21 protein-coding genes are annotated in these 22,580 nt (G+C 50.5%); all 21 read right to left on the bottom strand.

The features are described 5' to 3' along the window. Positions 1-7 precede the first annotated feature (7 nt). Complete coding sequence (infB, locus tag BLT35_RS13725; protein WP_074728455.1) at positions 8-2,698, bottom strand: translation initiation factor IF-2; 2,691 nt, start codon at positions 2,696-2,698, stop codon at positions 8-10. A 24-nt stretch (positions 2,699-2,722) separates the two neighbouring features. After that, positions 2,723-3,016, bottom strand: coding sequence for a YlxQ family RNA-binding protein (locus BLT35_RS13720; RefSeq protein ID WP_074728453.1), 294 nt, complete (start codon positions 3,014-3,016; stop codon positions 2,723-2,725). Beyond that, a complete protein-coding gene (gene rnpM / locus BLT35_RS13715; protein ID WP_054818902.1) occupies positions 3,006-3,323 on the bottom strand; it encodes an RNase P modulator RnpM in 318 nt (105 codons plus the stop codon). Before rnpM ends, BLT35_RS13720 begins: the two co-directional genes overlap by 11 nt. A gap of 43 nt (positions 3,324-3,366) precedes the next feature. Beyond that, the gene (gene nusA / locus BLT35_RS13710) at positions 3,367-4,464 is read right to left on the bottom strand and encodes a transcription termination factor NusA (RefSeq protein ID WP_062408000.1); all 1,098 of its coding nucleotides are present in this window, start codon (positions 4,462-4,464) and stop codon (positions 3,367-3,369) included. Between the two features lie 62 nt (positions 4,465-4,526). Further along, positions 4,527-4,985: a ribosome maturation factor RimP gene (gene rimP / locus BLT35_RS13705; RefSeq protein ID WP_054818901.1), complete on the bottom strand. Its 459-nt coding sequence runs from the start codon at positions 4,983-4,985 to the stop codon at positions 4,527-4,529. A 159-nt stretch (positions 4,986-5,144) separates the two neighbouring features. After that, entirely contained in the window at positions 5,145-9,458 is a 4,314-nt protein-coding gene (locus tag BLT35_RS13700) for a PolC-type DNA polymerase III (protein ID WP_062407999.1), read from the bottom strand. 181 nt (positions 9,459-9,639) lie between these two features. Then, on the bottom strand, positions 9,640-11,097 hold the full coding sequence (proS, locus tag BLT35_RS13695) for a proline--tRNA ligase (RefSeq protein WP_074728451.1): 1,458 nt from the start codon (positions 11,095-11,097) through the stop codon (positions 9,640-9,642). A gap of 32 nt (positions 11,098-11,129) precedes the next feature. Next, on the bottom strand, positions 11,130-12,389 hold the full coding sequence (gene rseP / locus BLT35_RS13690) for an RIP metalloprotease RseP (protein WP_062407997.1): 1,260 nt from the start codon (positions 12,387-12,389) through the stop codon (positions 11,130-11,132). 163 nt (positions 12,390-12,552) lie between these two features. Next, positions 12,553-13,704, bottom strand: coding sequence for a 1-deoxy-D-xylulose-5-phosphate reductoisomerase (locus tag BLT35_RS13685; RefSeq protein ID WP_082660706.1), 1,152 nt, complete (start codon positions 13,702-13,704; stop codon positions 12,553-12,555). Between the two features lie 21 nt (positions 13,705-13,725). Continuing rightward, positions 13,726-14,514 carry a phosphatidate cytidylyltransferase gene (locus BLT35_RS13680; protein WP_062410878.1) on the bottom strand — a complete coding sequence of 263 codons (789 nt, stop codon included), beginning with the start codon at positions 14,512-14,514 and terminating at the stop codon, positions 13,726-13,728. Positions 14,515-14,532: 18 nt separating this feature from the next. Further along, positions 14,533-15,300: an undecaprenyl pyrophosphate synthase gene (uppS, locus tag BLT35_RS13675; protein ID WP_062407994.1), complete on the bottom strand. Its 768-nt coding sequence runs from the start codon at positions 15,298-15,300 to the stop codon at positions 14,533-14,535. A gap of 57 nt (positions 15,301-15,357) precedes the next feature. Further along, positions 15,358-15,912: a ribosome recycling factor gene (gene frr / locus BLT35_RS13670; protein ID WP_054818900.1), complete on the bottom strand. Its 555-nt coding sequence runs from the start codon at positions 15,910-15,912 to the stop codon at positions 15,358-15,360. A 2-nt stretch (positions 15,913-15,914) separates the two neighbouring features. Beyond that, the gene (pyrH, locus tag BLT35_RS13665; RefSeq protein ID WP_062407992.1) at positions 15,915-16,640 is read right to left on the bottom strand and encodes a UMP kinase; all 726 of its coding nucleotides are present in this window, start codon (positions 16,638-16,640) and stop codon (positions 15,915-15,917) included. Between the two features lie 96 nt (positions 16,641-16,736). Continuing rightward, a complete protein-coding gene (gene tsf, locus BLT35_RS13660) occupies positions 16,737-17,387 on the bottom strand; it encodes a translation elongation factor Ts (protein ID WP_054818899.1) in 651 nt (216 codons plus the stop codon). A gap of 94 nt (positions 17,388-17,481) precedes the next feature. Continuing rightward, a complete protein-coding gene (gene rpsB / locus BLT35_RS13655; RefSeq protein ID WP_062407990.1) occupies positions 17,482-18,180 on the bottom strand; it encodes a 30S ribosomal protein S2 in 699 nt (232 codons plus the stop codon). A 256-nt stretch (positions 18,181-18,436) separates the two neighbouring features. Continuing rightward, complete coding sequence (locus BLT35_RS13650; protein WP_054818897.1) at positions 18,437-18,931, bottom strand: MltG/YceG/YrrL family protein; 495 nt, start codon at positions 18,929-18,931, stop codon at positions 18,437-18,439. Beyond that, entirely contained in the window at positions 18,924-19,541 is a 618-nt protein-coding gene (locus tag BLT35_RS13645; protein ID WP_249929547.1) for a hypothetical protein, read from the bottom strand. The genes BLT35_RS13650 and BLT35_RS13645 overlap by 8 nt, the downstream gene beginning before the upstream one ends. Before the next feature lie 25 nt (positions 19,542-19,566). Continuing rightward, entirely contained in the window at positions 19,567-19,890 is a 324-nt protein-coding gene (locus BLT35_RS13640; RefSeq protein ID WP_054818895.1) for a hypothetical protein, read from the bottom strand. Between the two features lie 42 nt (positions 19,891-19,932). Next, positions 19,933-21,342 carry a flagellar assembly protein A gene (locus tag BLT35_RS13635; protein ID WP_074728449.1) on the bottom strand — a complete coding sequence of 470 codons (1,410 nt, stop codon included), beginning with the start codon at positions 21,340-21,342 and terminating at the stop codon, positions 19,933-19,935. Positions 21,343-21,363: 21 nt separating this feature from the next. Beyond that, the gene (locus BLT35_RS13630) at positions 21,364-22,146 is read right to left on the bottom strand and encodes a FliA/WhiG family RNA polymerase sigma factor (RefSeq protein ID WP_062407986.1); all 783 of its coding nucleotides are present in this window, start codon (positions 22,144-22,146) and stop codon (positions 21,364-21,366) included. A gap of 18 nt (positions 22,147-22,164) precedes the next feature. Beyond that, on the bottom strand, positions 22,165-22,578 hold the full coding sequence (locus tag BLT35_RS13625) for a hypothetical protein (RefSeq protein WP_062407984.1): 414 nt from the start codon (positions 22,576-22,578) through the stop codon (positions 22,165-22,167). Positions 22,579-22,580: the final 2 nt, after the last annotated feature.

Raw genomic sequence — 22,580 nt, 5'->3', positions numbered from 1 at the left:
ATGCGGATCACCTCTCTACAGTTTCCATTACGAAGGCTTCAATCGTATCTCCTTCTTTAATATCATTGAATTTGTCTAGAGATATACCACATTCGTATCCTTGAGCAACCTCTTTGGCGTCATCTTTGAAACGTTTGAGTGAATCGATTTTTCCTTGGTAGACGACAATGCCGTCGCGAACCAGGCGCACTTCCGCATTGCGTGTAATTTTGCCGTCGATCACCATACAACCGGCGATCACGCCGACTTTGGACACTTTAAAGGTATTGCGCACTTCCGCATGGCCGATAACCACTTCTTTATATTCAGGATCAAGAAGCCCTTTCATAGCGTGCTCAATTTCTTCCATCACTTTGTAAATAATGCTGTGCATACGAATATCGACTTTTTCCTGCTCAGCCGTATTCTTCGCCTGCGGCTCGGGACGAACGTTAAATCCGATGATGATCGCATTGGAGGCCGATGCCAAAATAACGTCGGATTCCGTAACCGCGCCTACACCGCTGTGTATGATTTTAACCCGTGCGCCTTCAACATCGATTTTTTCGAGCGAGCCTTTGAGCGCCTCGGCAGAACCTTGTACGTCCGCCTTAATGATGACGTTGAGATCCTTGATTTCGCCTTCTTTGATTTGCTTGTACAAATCATCGAGCGTTACACGGGCATTCGCCCCCATTTCGGATTGACGCAGCGTCACCGCACGCTTCTCGGCAATGGCTCTTGCCTTACGTTCGTCTTCAAAGACAAGGAACGGATCGCCAGCCTGTGGAACTTCGGTCAAGCCGGTAATCTCAACCGGTGTAGAAGGTCCCGCTTCTTTAAGCTTACGGCCCCTGTCGTTGACCATCGCCCGTACGCGGCCAAAGCAAACGCCGGCTACGAAACTGTCGCCCACCTTCAGCGTACCGTGCTGAATCAGAATGCGGGCAACCGGCCCTTTACCCTTATCCAGCTCTGCCTCGATGACCGTGCCTCTTGCCCGTTTATTCGGATTGGCTTTTAATTCCTGAACCTCGGCGACAAGCAAAATCATATCGAGCAGGTTCTCAAGACCGATGCGCTGTTTAGCGGAAATGTTGCAGAAGATCGTATCCCCGCCCCACTCTTCAGGTACCAGTTCGTATTCTGTCAGCTCCTGCTTGATGCGGTCCGGATTAGCATCCGGCTTATCAATTTTGTTGACAGCGACAATGATCGGTACTTTTGCCGCTTTGGCATGGTTGATCGCCTCGACGGTTTGCGGCATGACGCCGTCATCCGCAGCTACAACGATAATCGTAATATCCGTCACCTGAGCTCCGCGGGCACGCATCGACGTAAATGCTTCGTGGCCCGGAGTATCCAGGAACGTGATTTTTTTGCCGTGAGCTTCCACTTGATACGCACCGATATGCTGAGTGATGCCTCCGGCTTCGCCTTCCGTTACGTTGGTCTTGCGGATCGCATCCAGCAGTGTCGTTTTACCATGGTCAACGTGACCCATAATGGTAACGACCGGCGGACGCTCGAGCAGATCGGCTTCGTCGTCAATTTCTTCAAACTGCTCGAACTTGTCTTCCTCAACCGGAATCTTCAGTTCCACTTCGACTCCGTAATCAGAAGCCAGCAATTGAATCGCATCCAAATCAAGCTCCTGGTTGATTGTAGCCATCACGCCCAGGAACAACAGCTTCTTAATCACCTCGGAAGCGTCCTTGTGAAGCGCCTTGGCCAACTCGCCTACCGTCATGGTACCGCGAACGATAATTTTCTTGGGCGTATTGTCGATCTTCGGCTTCGGAGGCTCGGAGTGATTTTTACCGCCCTTGCCTTGATTCTTTTGATTGCCGCGGTTTTGAAGCCCTTTGCCGCCCGATTTAAAATCGTCAAAACGTTTTTGTCCCAGTTTTGTTTTCTTGTTGGCTGCGCCTTTAGCTGCTACATTATCGTCGACATCCACCTGAAGCACGCTCCCCAGCGATCGGGACTCTCCAGACCCGGGAGTCCGATTACTGCCTCCGCGCTGGTCCAATCCGTTTCTGCGGGCATCCGGTCTTTGCCCCTGCTGACCTCCGCCTTGCTGACCTTGCGGACGCTGCCCGGGACCCCGGCCGCCTTGGCCGCCGCCGCGGTTAAAGCCGCCTCCCTGACCTTGTCCTTGACCGGAGCCCGCCGGGCCACGGCGTTCGCCTTGAGGGCGTCCGCCGCCTTGGTTTCCTTGACCGCTTTGACGATGCTGGCCCTGACCTTGTCTGCTGTCGCCCTGCGGTCTGTTGGAGGAGGATGGCCCCCCTTGACCTTGACCTTGACCGCCCTGCGGTCTGCCTGACTGTCCGCCGCCTTGGCCTTGCGGTCTGCCCGATGAAGGCGCGTTGCTTGGTCGGGTTGCCGCCGATTGCACTTGCGCCGCCGACTTTCTTTGCTCCGGCTTGGATTGAACTGCAACCGTCTGCTGCTTAGGTTCCTGTCGTCCTGCCGGTTTGTCGGCCGATTTGGCGGCCGCCGCTCCATCATTTCTCTTTGCCGCTGCATTTGCCTTTACATCTTTGAAAAATTTCTCCACACTTTCCACCGCATCATTCTCCATTACGCTCATATGATTGTTCACCGGCTTGCCCAGTCGTTTTAAAATCGTAATAATCTCTTTACTGCTCATGTTCAAGGATTTCGCATACTCATACACTCTAATTTTATCTTTATTGTTATCTTGTTTTGTCAATACAGTCCACCTCCGTGCGTTCTCCTACTGCTTCAACATGCGCGCAAACCCCGCGTCCGTTACCGCAATAACGACCCGCGTTTCCTTACCGATGCTTGCCCCCAGCTGATCCCGACGGCCGTACTGATAAATAGGAACCCCATAATAACTGCATTTATCGTTAACTTTTTTGAATGTACCTTCGGAAGCGTCTTCGGCTATGATCACCAGCTTCGCCTGGCCGCCTCGTATTGCTTCAATGACCATATCTTCTCCGGTGACCAGTTTTCCTGCCCTCATAGCCAGCCCCAAATTCGAAAAAAATTTATCATTCTTCATCTTCGTCGTCCACCGCATCTTTTCCGGCAATAAACTCGTCTTCCACCTTAATGAAATCCTGTTCAAGCGCATCGTAAATGTCCGGAAGGACCGCAGTCTTCAGTGCGCGGTCCAAGGCACGCGACTTTTTGGCCAGCCTGAAGCAGGACTGCTTTCCGCACAAATAAGCTCCTCGCCCCGCTCTCTTTCCCTTCAGATCGATATGGAGCTCGCCGTCGGGAGTCTTTACCACTCGGATGAGTTCTTTCTTTGGCATCATTTGCTGGCAGGCCACGCATTTGCGTAGAGGTATTTTTCGCTGCTTCATCGTTTCATTCCCTCCCGTATGCTAATCCACCGACCCGCCTGATTTAGTCGATGCTGACCGAATCCTGATGCATTTCTTCGGAGTTGGCTTTAGGACGCCCATACTCCTGCTCCGCTTGCGTTTCGCTCTTGATATCGATCTTCCAACCGGTCAGCTTTGCGGCAAGCCGGGCGTTCTGCCCTTTAATTCCGATAGCAAGAGACAACTGGTAGTCGGGAACGATGACTCGTGCCATTTTTTCCGCTTCGAACACCTGTACCTCCAGAACCTTGGAAGGGCTCAAGGCATTGGCCACATATTCTTCAATGTTTTCCATCCAGCGGACAATGTCGATCTTCTCGCCTTTCAGTTCGTTGACGATCGTTTGTACGCGCATGCCCTTGGGACCTACGCAGGAGCCGACCGGATCAACCTCCTCGTTGCGGGAATGCACGGCGATTTTGGAACGGTACCCGGCTTCTCGCGCTACCGAGCGGATTTCCACCACGCCTTGGAAAATTTCCGGAACTTCCAGCTCGAACAAACGTTTAAGCAGACCCGGATGGGTACGTGACAGCACAATTTGCGGACCTTTGGTCGTATTTTCCACTTTTGTGATATATGCTTTCACACGGTCGCCCTGTTTGAATTTGTCCGTAGGCATCAACTCGCCAAGCGGCATCACCGCCTCAATCTTGCCGAGATCAATGTACAGGTTGCGTTGGTCCTGACGCTGTACAATCCCGTTGACGATGTCTTCTTCCTTGTCCACATAAGCGTTATATATCAAACCGCGTTCCGCTTCACGGATCCGCTGCGTGACGACCTGCTTTGCGGTCTGCGCCGCAATACGCCCGAAATCCCGCGGCGTCACTTCGATTTCGACGATATCGTTTAATTGATAGTTTTGATTTATCTCCCGTGCGGCGTGAAGTGAAATCTCCAGGCGAGGGTCGAGCACTTCATCCACAACCGTCTTGCGCGCATAAACTTTAATCAGACCCGTATGGCGGTTGATATCGACGCGCACGTTCTGCGCTGTATTGAAGTTGCGCTTATAACTGGAAATTAGAGCCGCCTCGATGGCATCGATGAGCACTTCTTTGGAAATGCCCTTTTCTCTTTCAATTTCATTTAACGCTTCAATAAAATCCATGTTCATTTGAACGGAGTTCCCCCTCTCGTATAATTGAGAAATGTGACTAACGACAATTCAATGCTTTATCAGAACACAATGGCAAGCCGTGCGCTTGCCACTTTCGCAAAAGGTATAACATGCTGTTTCTTGCCGACTTCAATCACTACCGTCTGCTCGTCGAACGACAGGAGCTTGCCCTCGAACTCTTTTAAACCGTCAACCGGTTCATAAGTCGTAACGAAAACATGCTCCCCTACCGCCTTGTGATAATCCTGGGTTTTCTTTAAGGGGCGCTCTGCTCCCGGGGACGACACCTCAAGGAAATAGGCGTTTGGTATCGGGTCCTTTTCGTCCAGCCTTGCGCTCAAATATTCGCTGATGCGCCCGCAGTCGTCAATGTCGATGCCGCCTTCCTTGTCGACGTACACCCTTAGAAACCAGTTGCCGCCTTCCTTGACATATTCAATGTCGATCAGTTCAAATCCGTTCTCGTCCAAAAAAGGCCGGACCAGCTCTTCCACTGTGGATTTGATGTGTGTGCTCAACCTGCTTCCTCCTATTCACTCGCTTGAATGCCTTATACAAAATGTAAAGAGTGGGTTTCCCCACTCTCTGGTTACGAGATATAACATTACTACCGTAGAAGATTATACCATAAGTGCCGTTCAATTTGCAATAATGATGAAAACGACAACCTCTTCCGTTTAAAACAGCGAAAGCTGGTTTGTCTCCGGCAAACCTCGGAAGCAGCCCATGCCGGCCAAAATTTCTACAATCGTTTTCGACGCTTTACTGCGCGTTTGGAAATCCTCGATGGACAAGAACGGACCATCGTTTCGGGCCGCTGCGATATTTTTGGCCGCATTCTCGCCGATTCCGCCAACAGCCGAAAACGGCGGTATAAGGGAGTCTCCGTCAATCAGAAACTTGGTAGCGTCCGATTTGTACAAATCGATGCTTTTGAATGTAAACCCGCGCGCAGTCATCTCCAGCGCCATCTCAAGGATCGATATCATATTTTTTTCTTTCGGGGAGGCTTGAAAGCCCTTTTCCTCGATCTCGATCAGCCTGCTGAGAATCGCGTCGTAGCCCTGGCACAGGAGCTCAATCTCAAAGTCCGTCGCCCGAACGGAGAAGTAGGTCGCATAGTAAGCAATCGGATGGTACAGCTTAAAGTAAGCGGTACGTACGGCGGAAATGACATAGGCAGAGGCGTGCGCCTTCGGGAACATGTACTCGATCTTCTCGCAGGAGTCGATGTACCACTGCGGGACATTATGCTTCTTCATCTCTTCTTTCCACTCTTCGGTAAGCCCTTTACCCTTACGCACGCTCTCGGTAATTTTAAAGGCGAGTCCCGCGTCCATTCCCGCTTTATAAATCAAATACAGCATGATATCGTCGCGGCAGCCAATTACCGTTTTGATCGTACATATGCCTTTTCTTATCAGCTCTTGCGCGTTGCCGAGCCACACTCCGGTGCCATGAGACAGCCCGGATATTTGCAGCAGATCCGCGAAGCTGCTGGGCTTTGCCTCTTCCAGCATCTGACGCACGAACTTCGTCCCCATCTCCGGAACGCCGTACGTCGCTACGGGTGTCCGAATCTGTTCCGGCGTGACGCCAAGCGCTTCTACGGAGTTGAACATGCTCATGACCTTCGGATCGTTCATAGGGATCGTTGTCGGATCGACCCCCGTCAAATCCTGCAGCATCCGCATCATCGTTGGATCATCGTGTCCCAGTATATCAAGCTTGAGCAGATTGGCATCGAACGCGTGATAATCAAAATGCGTCGTCTTCCATTCCGCGCTTGTGTCGTCGGCCGGGTACTGGACCGGCGTAATATCATTAACATCGATATAATCCGGAACGACCACGATCCCCCCGGGATGCTGTCCTGTGCTTCGCTTAACCCCCGTACAACCCATAGCCAAACGGTTCAGCTCCGCTCCGCGCCACTTTTTGCCGTGCTCCTCTTCATATTTTTTCACGAATCCGTAAGCCGTCTTTTCGGCAACCGTACCGATCGTTCCGGCCCGGAATACGTTTTTCTCGCCAAACAGCACCTTCGTGTAGTTGTGAGCATGCGGCTGGTATTCGCCGGAGAAGTTCAGATCGATATCGGGGACCTTATCCCCTTTAAAGCCAAGGAACGTTTCAAACGGAATGTCCTGACCGTCACCTTTCAACTTCTCGCCGCAATTCGGGCAATTTTTATCCGGAAGATCGAAGCCGCTCGGAATCGACCCGTCGAGAATCCACTCGCTGTGTTTGCACGATTTGCATACATAATGAGGCGGCAGGGGGTTGACCTCGGAAATCCCCAGAAACGTAGCCACGACGGAGGAGCCGACGGACCCCCGGGAGCCGACGAGATAGCCGTCTTGGTTGGATTTTTTCACAAGCCGCTCGGATATCAAATAGTTCGCAGAGAAGCCATACTTGATGATCGGCACCAATTCCTTCTCCAGCCGCGCCGTCACCACTTCCGGAAGCGGATCCCCATAAATCTGCCGCGCGGTTTCGTAGCAAGTGTTGCGGATTTCTTCGTCCGCACCCTCGATGATCGGTGTGAACAGCTTCGTCGGGAACAGCTCCAGCTCCTCGAACTGGTCGGCAAGCTCGGAGGTGTTTTTGACAACGACCTCATAAGCCGTCTCTTTACCCAAATATTCGAATTCGGCCAGCATTTCCTTCGTAGTCCTGAAATGAACGTCCGGCTTGCGGATGTCTTTCAAAGGACTAAAGCCCGTAATCCCGTGAATCGTAATGTCGCGCGATATTTTTTCACGCGGATGCAGGTAGTGCACATTGCCGGTTGCAATGACCGGTTTGCCGAGCTTGCGCCCGATCTCAATGATTTTACGGTTCGCATCCTCCAACTGTGCAGGGCTTCCAACCAGGCCTTTTTCCACCAAATGCATATTGATGCCGGTCGGTTGAATTTCCAGCACATCGTAGAACGCTGCAACGTTCTCCGCTTCTTCCAACGATTTATTGAGCACCGTTTCAAAAAACTCGCCCTTTTCGCATCCGGAAGCGATGATCAGGCCCTCGCGCATTTCCTGCAGCTTACTCTTGGGAATGCACGCCACCCGGTGGAAATATTCCGTATGCGATAAGGATACCAGGGTGAACAGGTTCTTTTTGCCTATCATGTTCTTGGCATAAATACAACAGTGGAACGGCCGTTGGGTAGCCAGGTTCTTGCCCACCTGATCGTTAAGCCGATCCAGCTGCGTGTATCCCCTGTCCGCCGCTTCCTTTAACAGATGGAAGAGCACGAAGCCAAGCGCAATCGAATCGTCGATGGCCCGGTGATGGTTGTCCAGACTCACCTTGAACTTATCCGCCAGTGTATTGAGACGGTGGTTCTTCATCGTCGGGAACAATAAACGCGCCAGCTCCAGCGTGTCCAGCACCGGATTGCTCACTTCCGGCAGGCCAAGCCGCTTGCAGTTGGCCTGAATAAATCCGATATCGAACCTGGCGTTGTGCGCGACCAGAACGCTATCCCCGACAAACTCGATGAATTTAGGAAGCACATCCTCCAGTTCCGGAGCGCCCTTTACCATATCATCGGTGATGTTGGTCAATTGCTGGATATTGTACGGAATCCGTTCGTGCGGATCGATGAATGTAGCAAAACGGTCAATCTCCTTGCCTTCCTTCATTTTGACGCCGGCGATTTCAATGATTTTGTTGCTGGTCACGGACAAACCGGTCGTCTCGATGTCGAAAATAACGTACTCCGCGTCGGCAATCGCGATGTCGGTCGCATTCATGACCACTTGGACCGAATCGTCAATCACATTGGCCTCCAGTCCGTATATGACCTTAATGCCGTGTTTCTTCGAAGCTTTATAAGCCTCGGGAAAACTCTGAACGCCGCTGTGATCGGTGACGGCGATCGCCTTGTGCCCCCATTTGGCCGCTGTTTTAATATACTGATCCACAGGAGTAATCCCGTCCATCGTACTCATCGTCGTATGTAAATGAAACTCTACGCGCTTCTCCTCGGCATCATCCATACGATCCGGCGGCGCCACGATTTCGTTTATATCCGATGGAATCATGACCAACTCGGGTGTTTGCATAAACCGGTCGTACTCCACCCGTCCACGCAGCTTCAGCCATTTGCCGTTGGTGATGAGGTTGTAGATTTTTACGTCTTCCTTCGTTTTGGCGAATGCCTTCACCATAATGGAATCGGTAAAATCCGTGATGTTAAACATATATAAAGTGCTTCCGTTTTTCAGCTCCTTGACTTCCATGCCGAATACGGTTCCCTGCACCGTAATTTTCTTTTCCTCGTCCTGTACCTCTTGCAGCGGTACGGCCGGTTCCTTGATGTCATAGCCGACCATCAGCTTAAGTTCTTCATTTGACTGCGATGCCGCTTCGTTCTCCGCTTCCACCGCCGTCATGATGACACTTGCGACCTCTTTTTCTTCCTGAGCGATCTGCTTCGCGAATTTCTCCATTTCTTGCTCCCGTGACCCGCTCACGGCATACTTCACATAAAAATCAACGCCGAAGAATTGGCTGAAATAGTTCTGAATCAAGCCGCCGATATTTTTCTTCTTCGCCAGCTCAAGCCCGATGGAATCCAGCAGATGAAGCGTCAGCACGTTATCCTTCACTTCAATGTGCGCCTTGGTCATCCATCCGTTGATGGACGCCGCCTCCCGCTGCACCCACTCGATAAACATGCTCCAATACTCATGCGCGACCGCTTCCGGTTTGACCTCCGCCGTGTACTGCAGCACGAAACGTATCGCGGCAATATGTGAAAATTTATCGCGTATCATCTTGCAGAAGGAACGATAGATGTCAGAAGGGACGATTTGGCTTTTCACGATAAAGAAGACCCATTCTTTATTTTTACGACTCGTCTCTACCTTATCAATATATCCGTCCGAAAAAAAAGACTGAACTACATCCGTCGGAACGCCCGCCTGATGCATCAGCATCTCAAACCTGTCGCGTTTATGCGCCGTACTGCTGCTGCTCATCTTGACCTCCTATCTAAAGAAAAGCTCCTGATCAAAGCCCTTTCGTTAAAGAACCGTTCGTGGTTTAACTGCAGCTTTTCTTGCGATTATAGAATCCTCCGGCTCCGTTGAAACTTTCAGATGATGTATTCTTAAAAAATAAGGGGCTTGTATGGACAAACCCCTAAATTGGTTTCGTATTTTAGTACGCTCGTCCGAATACAACGGTATGCTTGGCATCCGAACCGCAAACAAGACATTTGGTTTTGTTCGTTCCCGGCTCAAACGGGATATTGCGGCTTGTAGCGCCTGTCTCTTCCTTCACGTGCGCTTCGCAAGTCTCCGATCCGCACCAGCCCGATAGCGCGAACCCCCGTTTCTGTTCGAAAAACGACTTCAGCTCGTCCACGGAGTCCGCCTCTGTCATATGCTCGTCGCGGAAACGCTTGGCCCGATCATACATTTCCTGCTGCGTTTCCGTCAGCAGCTTTTGCACTTCTTCCGTAAATTGATCCTGGGCCACGATGCGCTTCTCGCCGGTAATCCGGGAAACCAATACCACCTGACCGTTCTCCATATCGCGCGGTCCGAGCTCGACGCGAACCGGAACGCCGCGCATTTCGTATTCATTGAATTTCCAACCCGGGCTTTGGTCCGGACGGTCATCCACTTTCACGCGCACACCGGCCTTCTTCAACTGATCATAAAGCTCGTTAACCCGGCCGACCACCTGTTCGCGTGTTTTGGGCGGTCCAATCGGGATCATAACCACCTGCGTCGGAGCCACTTTCGGCGGCAATGCAAGCCCGCGGTCATCTCCATGGACCATAATCAGGGCCCCGATTAACCGGGTGCTGACGCCCCATGAAGTGGTGTGGCAGTATTGATGCTGGTTTTCCCGATCCAAATATTTGATGTCGAACGCTACGGCAAAGTTCGTGCCCATATAATGGGAAGTTCCGGCTTGTACCGCTTTTCCGTCCTTCATCATCGCTTCGATAGAATATGTATCAACGGCTCCGGCGAACTTCTCGGAAGGTGTTTTTTGTCCCATGATGACAGGAATCGCAAGGAAATTTTCCACAAAATCACGGTAAATCTCCAGCATCTGCATCGTTTCTTTGCGTGCGTCCTCCTCATTCTCATGGGCCGTATGGCCTTCCTGCCACAGGAATTCGCTTGTACGCAGGAACGGCTGGGTACGCTTCTCCCACCGGACAACGTTTGCCCACTGGTTAATGAGCAGCGGCAGGTCCCGATAAGAGTTAATCCACTCGGAATACATATGACCGATCATGGTTTCGGACGTCGGGCGAATGGCAAGCCGCTCCTCCAGCTTCTCTCCGCCCGCTTCGGTTACCCAAGGCAGTTCCGGATTGAAGCCTTCGACGTGTTCTTTTTCTTTCTGAAAAAAGCTCTCAGGGATAAACATCGGAAAATAGGCGTTGCGGTGTCCGGTTTCTTTAAACCGCGCATCCAGTTCCTTCTGTATATGCTCCCATATTTCATATCCGTCCGGTTTAAACACGATACAGCCGCGGACCGGAGAGTAGCTCATCAGATCCGCTTTTTTGATCGTGTCAATGTACCAGCGCGAGAAATCTTCGCTTTGCGGCGTGATTTCCTTTACAAATTGTTTTTCCTGTTTTGAATTCGACATCACTCTGATTCTCCCCCTACAGAAGGCAGTTCTTACCCGTTCATCAAACGCAAAATATCGTTATACGTTACGGCAATCATAAGCAGCATCAGCATGGCGAAGCCGACAAAATGGACCATGCTCTCACGGCTGGGATCGACCGGTTTGCCCCGCACCGCTTCAAGTCCCAAAAAGACTAGGCGGCTTCCGTCCAAAGCCGGAATCGGCAGAAGATTGAAAAGCCCCAAATACAGACTCATAATGGCAGTCCACGAAATATACTGCGCCCATCCTGCGCTGGCCTGCTCGCTTGTAAACTCGACGATCCTCACAGGTCCTCCCAAATCGTCAAGTTTAAACTGCAGTGTCGCGAGCTTGCCGAATCCATCCAATATCAGCATGGTAGCGGAAGAAAGGCTGTTCCAGCCGCTTTTCAGTCCTTCCATTACGGTAGCCGGTCTCGTCTCGGCAACGAGCGTAACGCCGACGCGAATCACCCCGTCCTGGTCGACAGCCGGCGTCACATTCTTCCTGATGATCTCCCCGTTACGTTCAATCGTCCAATCCATGGGTTTATTGACGGAGCTTTGAATAAGGGAGGTCAGCTTGTTTCGATCCGCTCCGATGTCCACTCCGTTTACGTTCAAAATCAAATCCCCGGATTGAAGCCCCGCAAGCTGAGCGGCGGAACCCGGCACCGTACCGGCAATTTTCACTTTATGCGGCACGCCGGCAATAAACACAACGGTCACGAACAGAATGAACGCCAAAATAAAGTTCATCAAAGGGCCGGCAAATATCGATAGAGCCCTCTGGCCTACCGTTTTGCTGCCAAATTGGCGGTCCCAGGGAGCGATTTGAATTTCCTTGTCTTTGCTGATCATCATCGCTTTGGGATGGACGGAAAACCGTTGGATGTCGCCGTCGACGTCCAGGCGGACAAACAACTTTTTCTCCAAATCGATCTGTTCAACCACACCTTCCAAGCTGCCTGTACGACTGTCAAAGTCGTTTAAATAAATGTGGGTAACTTGATCGTCGGTCAGCTTAACGGCGATGCGTTGTCCCGGATTGATTTGAACGATTTCCGGATCTTCTCCGGCCATTCTTACAAAACCGCCGATCGGAAGAAGACGCAGTGTATATCGGGTTTCATCCTGTTTGAAGGACAGCAGCTTCGGTCCAAATCCAATGGCAAACTCTCTGACCAAAATGCCTGCACGTTTAGCAAAATAAAAATGTCCCCACTCATGAATCGATACGAGAACAAAAAACAAGAGCACAATTTGAAATATATTCTGCAGCGTCGCCAATACTTTTACGGCCTCCTTAAGCACGAATGTTCACATCGATAGTTACGTAAAAGGCGTTTCCTTATCTTAAGATTAACATTAATGATGAAAGGAATACAAGCCGCCCCGTGATATGAACCTATGACCGGTTTACCGGAAAAATGCTTGCTGCTTCAGGCTGCCATTATAGCTGTGGCATGACGTTCCGCGCGGCCAGCCTTGCCCATTTGTCGATCTCGAAGATCGCAGGCAAGTCGGGGAATGCGACCGGTTCGTGTTCGGCCATCACTTGTTCAATGACGCGCTCGATGTCCAAAAAGGAAATCTCTCCTTTTAAGAACCGTTCCACCGCCACTTCATTGGCTGCATTATACACCGTCGGCATAGATCCGCCGATTCTGCCGCTTTCAAAAGCCATTCGCAGGCACGGATACCGCGAGAAATCCATCTCGCGAAAATGCAGTCTGCCTATATCTTTCAACCGCAGCCGCCCGGCAGGTGTTTTCATCCGGTTCGGATACGTCAACGCATATTGAATCGGCACCCGCATGTCGGGCAGCCCCATCTGTGCGATGACGCTGTAATCTTTAAACTCGACAAAGGAATGAATGATGCTCTCCGGATGAATCAGCACTTCGATCTGGTCGTAAGACAAGTCAAAGAGCCAATGAGCTTCAATCACTTCCAAACCCTTGTTGACCATGGTCGCCGAATCGATCGTAATTTTGGCGCCCATGGCCCAATTCGGATGCTTCAATGCATCCTCAACCGTAACATGCTTAAGCTCGTCACGAGTACGGTCCCGGAAGCTTCCGCCGGAAGCGGTCAGCGTAATCGTATGTATTTGTTCTTGGCGCTCACCCTGCAAACATTGGAAAATAGCGGAATGCTCGCTATCGATCGGCAAAAGGCGAACGCCCCGCCGATTAGCAAGCCCGGTTACGAGATGACCGGCACTGACCAAGGTTTCTTTATTGGCCAGTCCGATTTGTTTCCCTGCTTCTATAGCCGCGATAGTCGGCGCCAAGCCTTGGCTACCCACAACCGCCGTGACGACAAACTCGGCATCCGTACCTGCCGCGATCTCGATGAGCCCCTCTTCTCCGTAATATACCTTTACATCCGAGGGGATTTCCAGTGATAACTGCTCTGCCAGCTCCTTTGTCGCTACCGAAGCCTTGCGCGGACGAAACTGCCGGATTTGTTCCGCCAGCAGCTTAATGTTATGTCCTCCGGACAAGCCCTCCACCGTATACTGCTCAGGATAATGGGAAATGACATCCAGCGTTTGCGTGCCGATAGAGCCGGTGGAGCCCAGAATGCTGATTTTTTTCACAATTGTTTACCTCCGGCTATATTATACGTGAGGGATCCATGACAGCAGGTGAAGAAACGGAAAAACAATCAACCAGCTATCCGTCCGGTCCAGCACGCCGCCGTGACCCGGAAGAATCGCACCCGTATCTTTAATGCCTTTTACCCGTTTGTAAGCGGACTGCATTAAATCCCCCATTTGGCCAACGACAGCAATCATCAGTCCAATCCAAGCCGCGCGAGCATAATCGAGAAGCTCGGGTTTAAACGAGGCGAAGATCAACGCAACAAGGATCGAAATCACCACTCCGCCAATGGCGCCTTCCACTGATTTTTTGGGGCTGATCGCCGGCCAAAGCGGTGTTTTCCCAAACTTTGATCCAACAAAATAGGCGCCGGAATCCGTTGACCAAATGCAAAGGAATACAAGCAGCGTCCAATACAACCCGTTTTCGGTCAGGTCTCTTGTCGCAATCATGTAATGAAATCCGAAACCGATATACACCATGCCGATGAAGGCCATCGCAATATGATCTATCGTTGTTTTGTTTTTGGAAATGACCGTTGCGGCCATAAAAAGAAACATGAACAACCAGACCAGTTGACTCAGCGTAACTCCGGTATGCTGCCACTGCAGGGTAAGGCAAAACACCCCTAAATAGCCGATGATGACAATGGCTTTGTTTCCCTTCAGTCCGTTCATCCGCAGAAACTCATCGTAACCGATCATCGACAATATCAAAAGAAGCCCGGCAAACCAATAACCGCCCAAATAAAGCATGATGAAAAACCCGATCCCTGCGACGATCCCTGTGACGATTCTCTGCTTCAATTCCATTCCTCCATAGAACTACAACCCACCGTATCTTCTGGCCCGGCGCTGGTACTCTTGTATAGCTTCGAAGAAATGCCGCTCCGTAAAATCAGGCCAGCAAAGATCCGTAAACCACAGCTCCGAGTATGCGAGCTGCCACAGCATGAAATTACTGATGCGTTTCTCCCCGCTCGTGCGAATTAACAAATCGGGGTCCGGAAGCGGATCGGTCAGCAAATATTTGGAAAACAAGGTTTCGTCGATTCCGTCCGGATGTACTTTGTTCTCTTTCGCATCTTGTACAAGCTGTTGGATGCCCCGAAGCATCTCTTTGCGGCTGCCGTAGTTCAGTGCAAAATTTAAAATAAGACCTGTATTCCGCTTCGTCTGATCGATCGCGTCTTCAATGGCTTTAAGCGTATGATCCGGAAGGCCCTCTTGCCAGCCGGTCATACGGATTTGGACGTTGTTGGCTATGAGTTCGTCGATTTCCTTGGGGAAAAATTCAAGCGGAAGTTTCATTAAATAGTCGACTTCCTCTTTCGGCCGCTTCCAGTTTTCCGTGGAAAAGGCATACATCGTAAGCACCTGCACACCGATGCTGTCCGCCGCCATCGTGATTCTCTTCACGTTTTTCATCCCGGAATGGTGTCCGGCAACCCGCGGCAGTCCGCGCTTTTGCGCCCAGCGGCCATTACCGTCCATAATCACAGCCACATGATTTGGAATATTATCTGCATCGAGCTGCCGGGCGAGCTCCTCACCCTCCGGTTTGCTTCCAAACCATTTCTTGAAAGGTATCATGCTAATCCCCCATCAGGAAAGACTAAAAGCCCCCTCAAACAAGGGGGTCTTCACCAATTACACTTCCATAATTTCCTTCTCTTTAGCTGCGAGCACTTTGTCGACTTCAGCAATATACTTATCCGTAAATTTCTGAATATCGTCTTGATGGCGACGGGATTCGTCTTCGGAAATCCCCGTCTTTTCCAACTTCTTGATATCGTCATTGGCATCGCGGCGAATATTGCGGATGGCGACTTTGGCCTCCTCGCCGTACTTCTTCGTCATTTTAACCAGCTCTGTACGGCGCTCTTCCGTCAATGCCGGAATGACGATACGAATGGAGCTGCCGTCATTGGTAGGTGTAAGGCCAAGATCCGATTTCATGATCGCTTTCTCAATAGCGGACACAGAGCTTTTATCCCAAGGCTGGATCATCAGCGTCCGGGAGTCCGGCGTGTTAATATTGGCCAGTTGGTTCACCGGGGTCATCGTACCGTAGTACTCTACCTGCACACGATCGAGCAGTGCCGGTGTTGCGCGCCCCGCACGAAGCGAAGCCAGCTCCTTCTTCAGCGCACCAATCGCTTTTTCCATACGGTTTTCCGCATTTTTCTTTATCGATTGAGGCATCGTTATACACTCCCTTTTACTATCGTACCGATTTTTTCACCGAGTACCACTCGCTTGATATTGCCGCTTTCCGTAATCGAGAAAACGATCAACGGTATGTTGTTGTCCATACATAAGGAGGATGCGGTTGAATCCATTACACCCAAATTTTTGTTGAGCACTTCAAGATAAGTGAGCGTTTCGAACTTTTGAGCATCCGCATGTTTGAACGGATCCGCGGAATAAACGCCATCGACTTTGTTTTTCGCCATCAGGATAACCTCTGCCTCGATCTCAGCCGCTCTGAGCGCAGCTGTCGTATCGGTGGAGAAGTACGGATTTCCTGTGCCTGCCGCGAAAATAACCACTCTTCCTTTTTCCAAATGACGCATTGCTCTCCGGCGGATATAAGGCTCGGCAACCTGCTGCATCGTTATCGATGATTGAACGCGGGTAGGCACTCCGATCGTCTCCAGAGCATCCTGAAGCGCCAGCGCATTCATCACGGTCGCAAGCATGCCCATATAATCTGCGGTAGCACGGTCGATGCCTCTCGCGCTGCCGGCAATTCCGCGCCAAATGTTTCCTCCCCCGACGACAATGGCAACCTCGACTTGCAGGTCCACAACTTCCTTCACCTGCTGGGCGATGGATGAAATCACTTCAGCGTCGATGCCGTATCCCTGCTGTCCTGCCAAAGCTTCACCGCTAAGTTTCAAAACCACTCTTTTATATATCGGATGTTCCAAACAACAACCCTCCGTTTCAATCAGACCGCATTCCCTCTCTTGTTAAAAAAGAAGGAACACCAAGTGTTCCCACATTTCCTTGCCTATTCACTTCGATCAACGTTTTACTTGCGACATAACTTCTTCCGCAAAGTTTTCCTGCTTCTTCTCCAAGCCTTCTCCGAGCTCATAACGAACAAAGCGGCGGATCGAAATATTCTCTCCGATGGTGGCCACTTTTTCGTTCAGAAGAGCATTGATCGTTTTGTCCGGATCTTTAATGAAGGACTGCTCCAGCAAGCAGAATTCTTCAAAGAATTTGCTCATGCGGCCTTCCACCATCTTTTCAACGATGTTAGCCGGTTTGCCTTCATTCAAAGCCTGGTTTTTCAAGATTTCGCGTTCTTTATCCAAAGCTTCCTGCGGAACATCCTCACGGCGAACATATTTCGGATTCGCCGCTGCAATTTGCATTGCGATGTCACGGGCGAATTCTTTAAAAGAATCCGTTTTGGCCACGAAGTCGGTTTCGCAGTTGATTTCAACCAGTACGCCAATTCTTCCGCCGGCATGAATATAGGATTCCACAACACCTTCCGTTGCAATCCGGCCAGCCTTGTTTGCTGCCGCAGACAAGCCTTTCTCACGAAGGATCTCAGCCGCTTTCGTCAAATCTCCGTTTGCTTCCTCTAATGCTTTTTTGCAATCGAGCATACCCGCTCCGGTTTTTTCGCGCAATTCTTTTACTGCTGCCGCATTAACTGCCATAAGTTTGGCCTCCTCGAGTTCAATATGTAACCCTAAAAAAAGGGCGGTGAAAGGATTTTGCACCTTCAAACCACCCTTTCATGTATTCAATCCATTAGGCTGTCGTTTGTTCGCCTTGATGCGCTTCGATGACTGCGTCAGCGATTTTGGCTGTCAGCAGTTTTACCGCACGAATAGCATCATCGTTACCCGGAATGACATAGTCAATTTCGTCCGGATCGCAGTTTGTATCGACAATACCGACGATCGGAATACCCAGCTTGCGAGCTTCGGCAACGGCAATCCGCTCTTTGCGAGGGTCGATGACGAACAGAGCGCTCGGCAAACCTTTCATATGCTTGATACCGCCCAGGAATTTCTCAAGGCGATCTTTTTCTTTACGCAGGATAATTACTTCTTTCTTAGGAAGCACATCGAATGTGCCGTCCTCTTCCCATCTTTCCAGTTCATGAAGACGGTTGATCCGGTTTTCGATCGTTTTGAAGTTCGTCAGCGTTCCGCCGAGCCAACGTTGGTTAATGTAGTACATTCCGCAACGTTCTGCTTCTTCCTTAACGGAATCTTGCGCTTGCTTCTTCGTTCCTACGAACAAGATTGTGCCGTTCTCTTCAGCAATGGATTTGACGAAGTTATAAGCTTCCTCAACTTTTTTGACCGTTTTTTGCAGGTCAATGATATAAATTCCGTTTCTTTCGGTGAAGATGTATCGATCCATTTTCGGGTTCCAACGACGGGTTTGATGACCGAAGTGCACCCCAGCTTCAAGCAGCTGTTTCATGGAGATTACTGCCATCCTCACGCACCTCCTCTGGTTTTGGTTTTTTGGTTTCCTCCGCCAATCTCATCTTCGCGGCAAAACTCCATTGACACACCAACCATCATGTTATGTAATAGCTGTTGCGATTGCCCTCAGAGCACCCTTGCCGGAATTAATCAGCGTGTGGATTTTAACACCGACAACTAATATACCATAACTGACATTGGTATGCAACACCCGCGATTTTAAACCTAATAACGACAAAATCGGACCCGGTCAGCCGGTTCCGATCCTAACGTGTCGTCAGCTTCGTAATTACTTCGGAAAGCTCCATCGGGCTCTTGAATACATGAATCCCGGTAACGATTTTATCATTTAACCGCTTGCGGCGCATCTCGTCCGCGAACGCTTTTCTGTCCGTAATGATACCGCTCGCCAGCAGCATATCCGCCACATGGCCCGCTGTCAAGCCGCCGGAGATATAAATGTAGGTTTCTTTGACCGGTGCGGAAGCCGCAGACTGCTGTTCGGCCGCCAGTTTTTCCTTTTCCTGCTGCAGTTTTTGCAGGACCAATGCATCGAGTTGGGTCTGATCATACAGCTTCTGGTCTTTGTCATACACCTGAAAATATACGGACGCGGCTTCCTTCAGCTGCGCCGGATTCATTTCTTCCAGGTCGGGACCGGACACTGCCGTTGAGGAAGACGCATTCATCAATTGGAGAAGCACCGCACCCAAAATCATTCCGGCGCCGAGTCCGGTAAGCATCGATTTATTGTTAGCCATCGGACAGCTCCTCCTGCTTGGCCAGTTGCAGAATCAGGTTGATTTCTCCTTTGTTCTTACCGAGCTTCTTCGCAATATAATCGGTCGATTTGCCCTGTTGATACAATGCGAACAGCTCACTGTACCGTTCCTTCATATCCGAAACGAACGATACGGCAGGCGGCTCCTGCGTGACCGGCTCAGGAGGGCTCGCCGCATTCGCCGCTTCGGCATGCCGTTCGGGTTCAACCGAACCGGCGGTTTCACCAGAGTTTCCCGCATCGCTTCGCGTTTGGTCAGACAGCCGCGCTTGAAGCTGCTCGCAAACATACCCTATCCGGCTGATCTCCTGCTGAAGCTGGCTCCCTTGCTTTTCGAGTGTTTCTATGCGGTAAACGAGCTTAGCCGAATGCAGCTCGTATTCCTTCTTCGTTTCGGCAACCATCTGAATTAACGCTTTGTTCTGTTCGTCAAGCTCGGCGGCAAAATGGTCCATTGTTTCTTCCATTTCACTGAGCATGCTGCCGCTCTGCGATTTGCTTCCTTGGTTTCCCGAGCTTCTCGGAACCATTCTGGCATACACGATCAGCACGAGACCGACAAGCACAATATAAATCCAAGGTTGGTTCACTGCATTCACCTTTTTCACACAAGGGTTAAAGCGACAAATCGATATGCTGTCCTTTGAACGGATGGTCTCTCCGGGGCTCAGGCCTGGCGCCGCTCTGACCGGCAAACTTGCCGTCCCTACGGCGTTTTTCTTGCCCGTGCTGCCGCTTTGGCCCATCGTCCTTCACGGTGGAGCCGTTGGTCTCCTCCGCTTTGGCAGCGACTTGTCGCTCTTTCAACGTATGTTTTTCAGCTTCATTTGAGAGCACCGTCTGATCCTGAACAGGCTTGTTCATCAGTTGATGCTGCTTTAGTCCGGCTTCATCATTCTTATGAAGAGCGAACTGCATCTCAATGGATTTTAGGCTCATTTCAGGTACCCTCCTTTAAGCCGGGGCTTACATGATCAGCCGTTAAACGATTGGAAGCATGGCAATATCTCCGTCGAGCAATTGAAATTTCACCCGATGCGATGTGTCTTTAACGAATTTCGTATATCGCCCGATCACGATTTTCGCTCCGCTGTAGATCGTTGAAATGACTTCCACCTTGGCTTTTTCCGAATCCTCCAGCGACTTCTCGATTTCGAAGATCCGATTTTTGGCTGCGGTCATCTCTTCGGCGGTCTGCTTTTTATTGTGGTTCAGCTTGATGCGCATGGACACTTTATCCGGCCCAAGCTGCCCGGCGGCAGCCAACTGATCCAGCAAAGTAAGTGCTTTCTCCGTTTTTTCCATATTCTCGCTCATGGTTCTAAGATGGGCGCGAAGCTGCTGCAGCTCATTGCGAAGCTCAGGAAGCACCCCTACCTCAATGACTGTCGTCGTTGACATGGAGTTTCCGATGGTGCGGGCAGCGACCCACTCTCCCGCCTGAATCATTCCGCCGACAATGAGCCCTTTCGTGCCTTTGCAAACCACCCGCTTGCCCGCGCGGATTTGCGAATGCATAATGCTTTGACTGACGAGAACTTCCTCTCCCGCTTCCACCGTGGCGTCTTGAATAAAGGAGCTTTTCACCCGGTTGCCTGCCCGAATGACACTTTTGTAATGTCCAAGAATGCCGGCGGTAATTTCGATGGAGCCTTCTGCTTCCAGATCGGCTCCGTCCACGCTTCCGGTGATCCGGATATCGCCGGCTGCTTTGATCCGAAAGCCCGGGAGCACACTGCCGCGGATGACAACCGCCCCGACAAAGTCAATATTGCCTATGTTATAGTCCACGTCCCCGTTCACTTCAAAAATCGGAAATACGTTGATCTTATCCCGGTCCGTTTTCGTCACCATACCGTCGATGGCCGCGTACATGGCTGTTTGCTCCGGGTCCACAACAACGTTTTTGCCGATTTTGAATCTGGCTTCTTTGCCGTCTTTGGCAAACAAGGTTTCACCTGTAACCGCTCTTCCCGGCGTGCCTGGAATGGCAGGAACCTTTTGAGCGATCAGCTGGCCTTTGCGTACATTGTGGATCGACGTCACTTCCTTGTAATCCACTTTGCCGTCGTCAAGCTCCGCCGGTTTTTTCAATTTGTCATCCAAATTGTACAACATGTGGATATGGCCGTCCTGACCGTCAATCGGAGGGTGGCCTTGGGCAATCAGCGTCCTGGAATTGAAAAAGGCTGCGGGATTCTCGGCGATGGCAGTCAGCTTCTCCTCATCGATTCCGAACACGATATGGTGAGATTTTAAAAATTCCTCCAGCGCTTCACGCGAAATCTGAAAGGATTGGTCACAATTCGTAAACTGTAAATATGCGGACAATTTATCGTCTGACAAGGAGATATCCAAGTAAAAACTGATCGGCAACTCCGAATCACTCATCGTTACTCCGCCTTCCATTGGTTAATCGTATAACAAATGGGTCTTGTGCCGGCTCAAAGCGCCCTTCAAGCGCTGAATCGCTTTGGAATGCAGCTGGGAAATTCGCGAGGGGGAAAGGCTCATGACCTCGGCAATCTCGCTTAAAGACAATTCTTCATAATAGAAAAGCGAAACCACGGTTCTTTCCTTTTCCGTCAACCGCTCTATCGCTTTTGCCAACGTTTCCTTTATATAAACCTCGTTTACTTTGAATTCAGGGTTTTTGGCCTTCTCATCGATCAATAAAGAAAGTCTCGTCTCCGAATCCTCTTCTCTAATGGGATCATCAATGGAACAAACGGTAGAAACGGCAACGTCCTGCACCATTTGTTGAAAATCGTTCTCGCTAACTCCCAAATAGTCGCTCATTTCGGTATCCGAAACGGAACGTAAATAGCGCTGTTCGAGCACCTGGTAAGCTTCTTCAATCTTTTTGGCTTTCTCGCGCACTGAACGGGGAACCCAATCTCCTTGACGGAGGCCATCGATGATAGCGCCGCGGATTCGCCATGAAGCATAAGTTTCAAACTGCAATCCACGCTGATAATCAAATTTTTCTATAGCATCGATAAGTCCCATCACGCCGAAGCTGGACAAATCTTCTTTGGACACATTTTTGGGCAGGCCGATGGAGAGACGGCTGGACACATAGTCCACAAGCGGCAAGTACGTTTCGATCAGTGCCTTTTTTGCTTCCAATATCTTATTTTCTCTCCATTGCACCCATACGTCCATATTGGCTAAGTGGGATTTTTGGCTGATCATGACGGACTGTCACCACCCTTATTCATCAGACATTCGACGAACCGCTTGCGCCATCTCTTCCGGATCCGGCTGTTTTTTTACCCGGAGCTTCGGAGGATTCAACGGAGTAAAGTCAGCCGCTGCTGATTTCGGATCGGCTCCGGGTTTTAGCAGCTCATGCAGCTCCTCGTCCTCGTCAGGGGTCACCGCATCGACTGCGATACCTTTGGCTTCCGTTTCCCCGGCTTCCTGTTCTTGTACAGAAAGACGGTTCAGTCCGGCAAAGGTGCCCAGCAGAAAACGACACAAAAACACGAGAATAAACAGTATCGCAAAGCTGTAAAAGCTACGAATGATGGTTGTTAGCCAAATATTTTTGGACATGGAAAGTACAAACGTGACAATAAACGCCAAAGCGCCTATGATAAAATTCCAACGAATCGATCCAATCATGG

This window comes from Paenibacillus naphthalenovorans, assembly GCF_900099895.1.
GTDB lineage: Bacteria > Bacillota > Bacilli > Paenibacillales > NBRC-103111 > Paenibacillus_G > Paenibacillus_G naphthalenovorans.
This window is presented reverse-complemented; position numbering and strand designations above follow the sequence as displayed.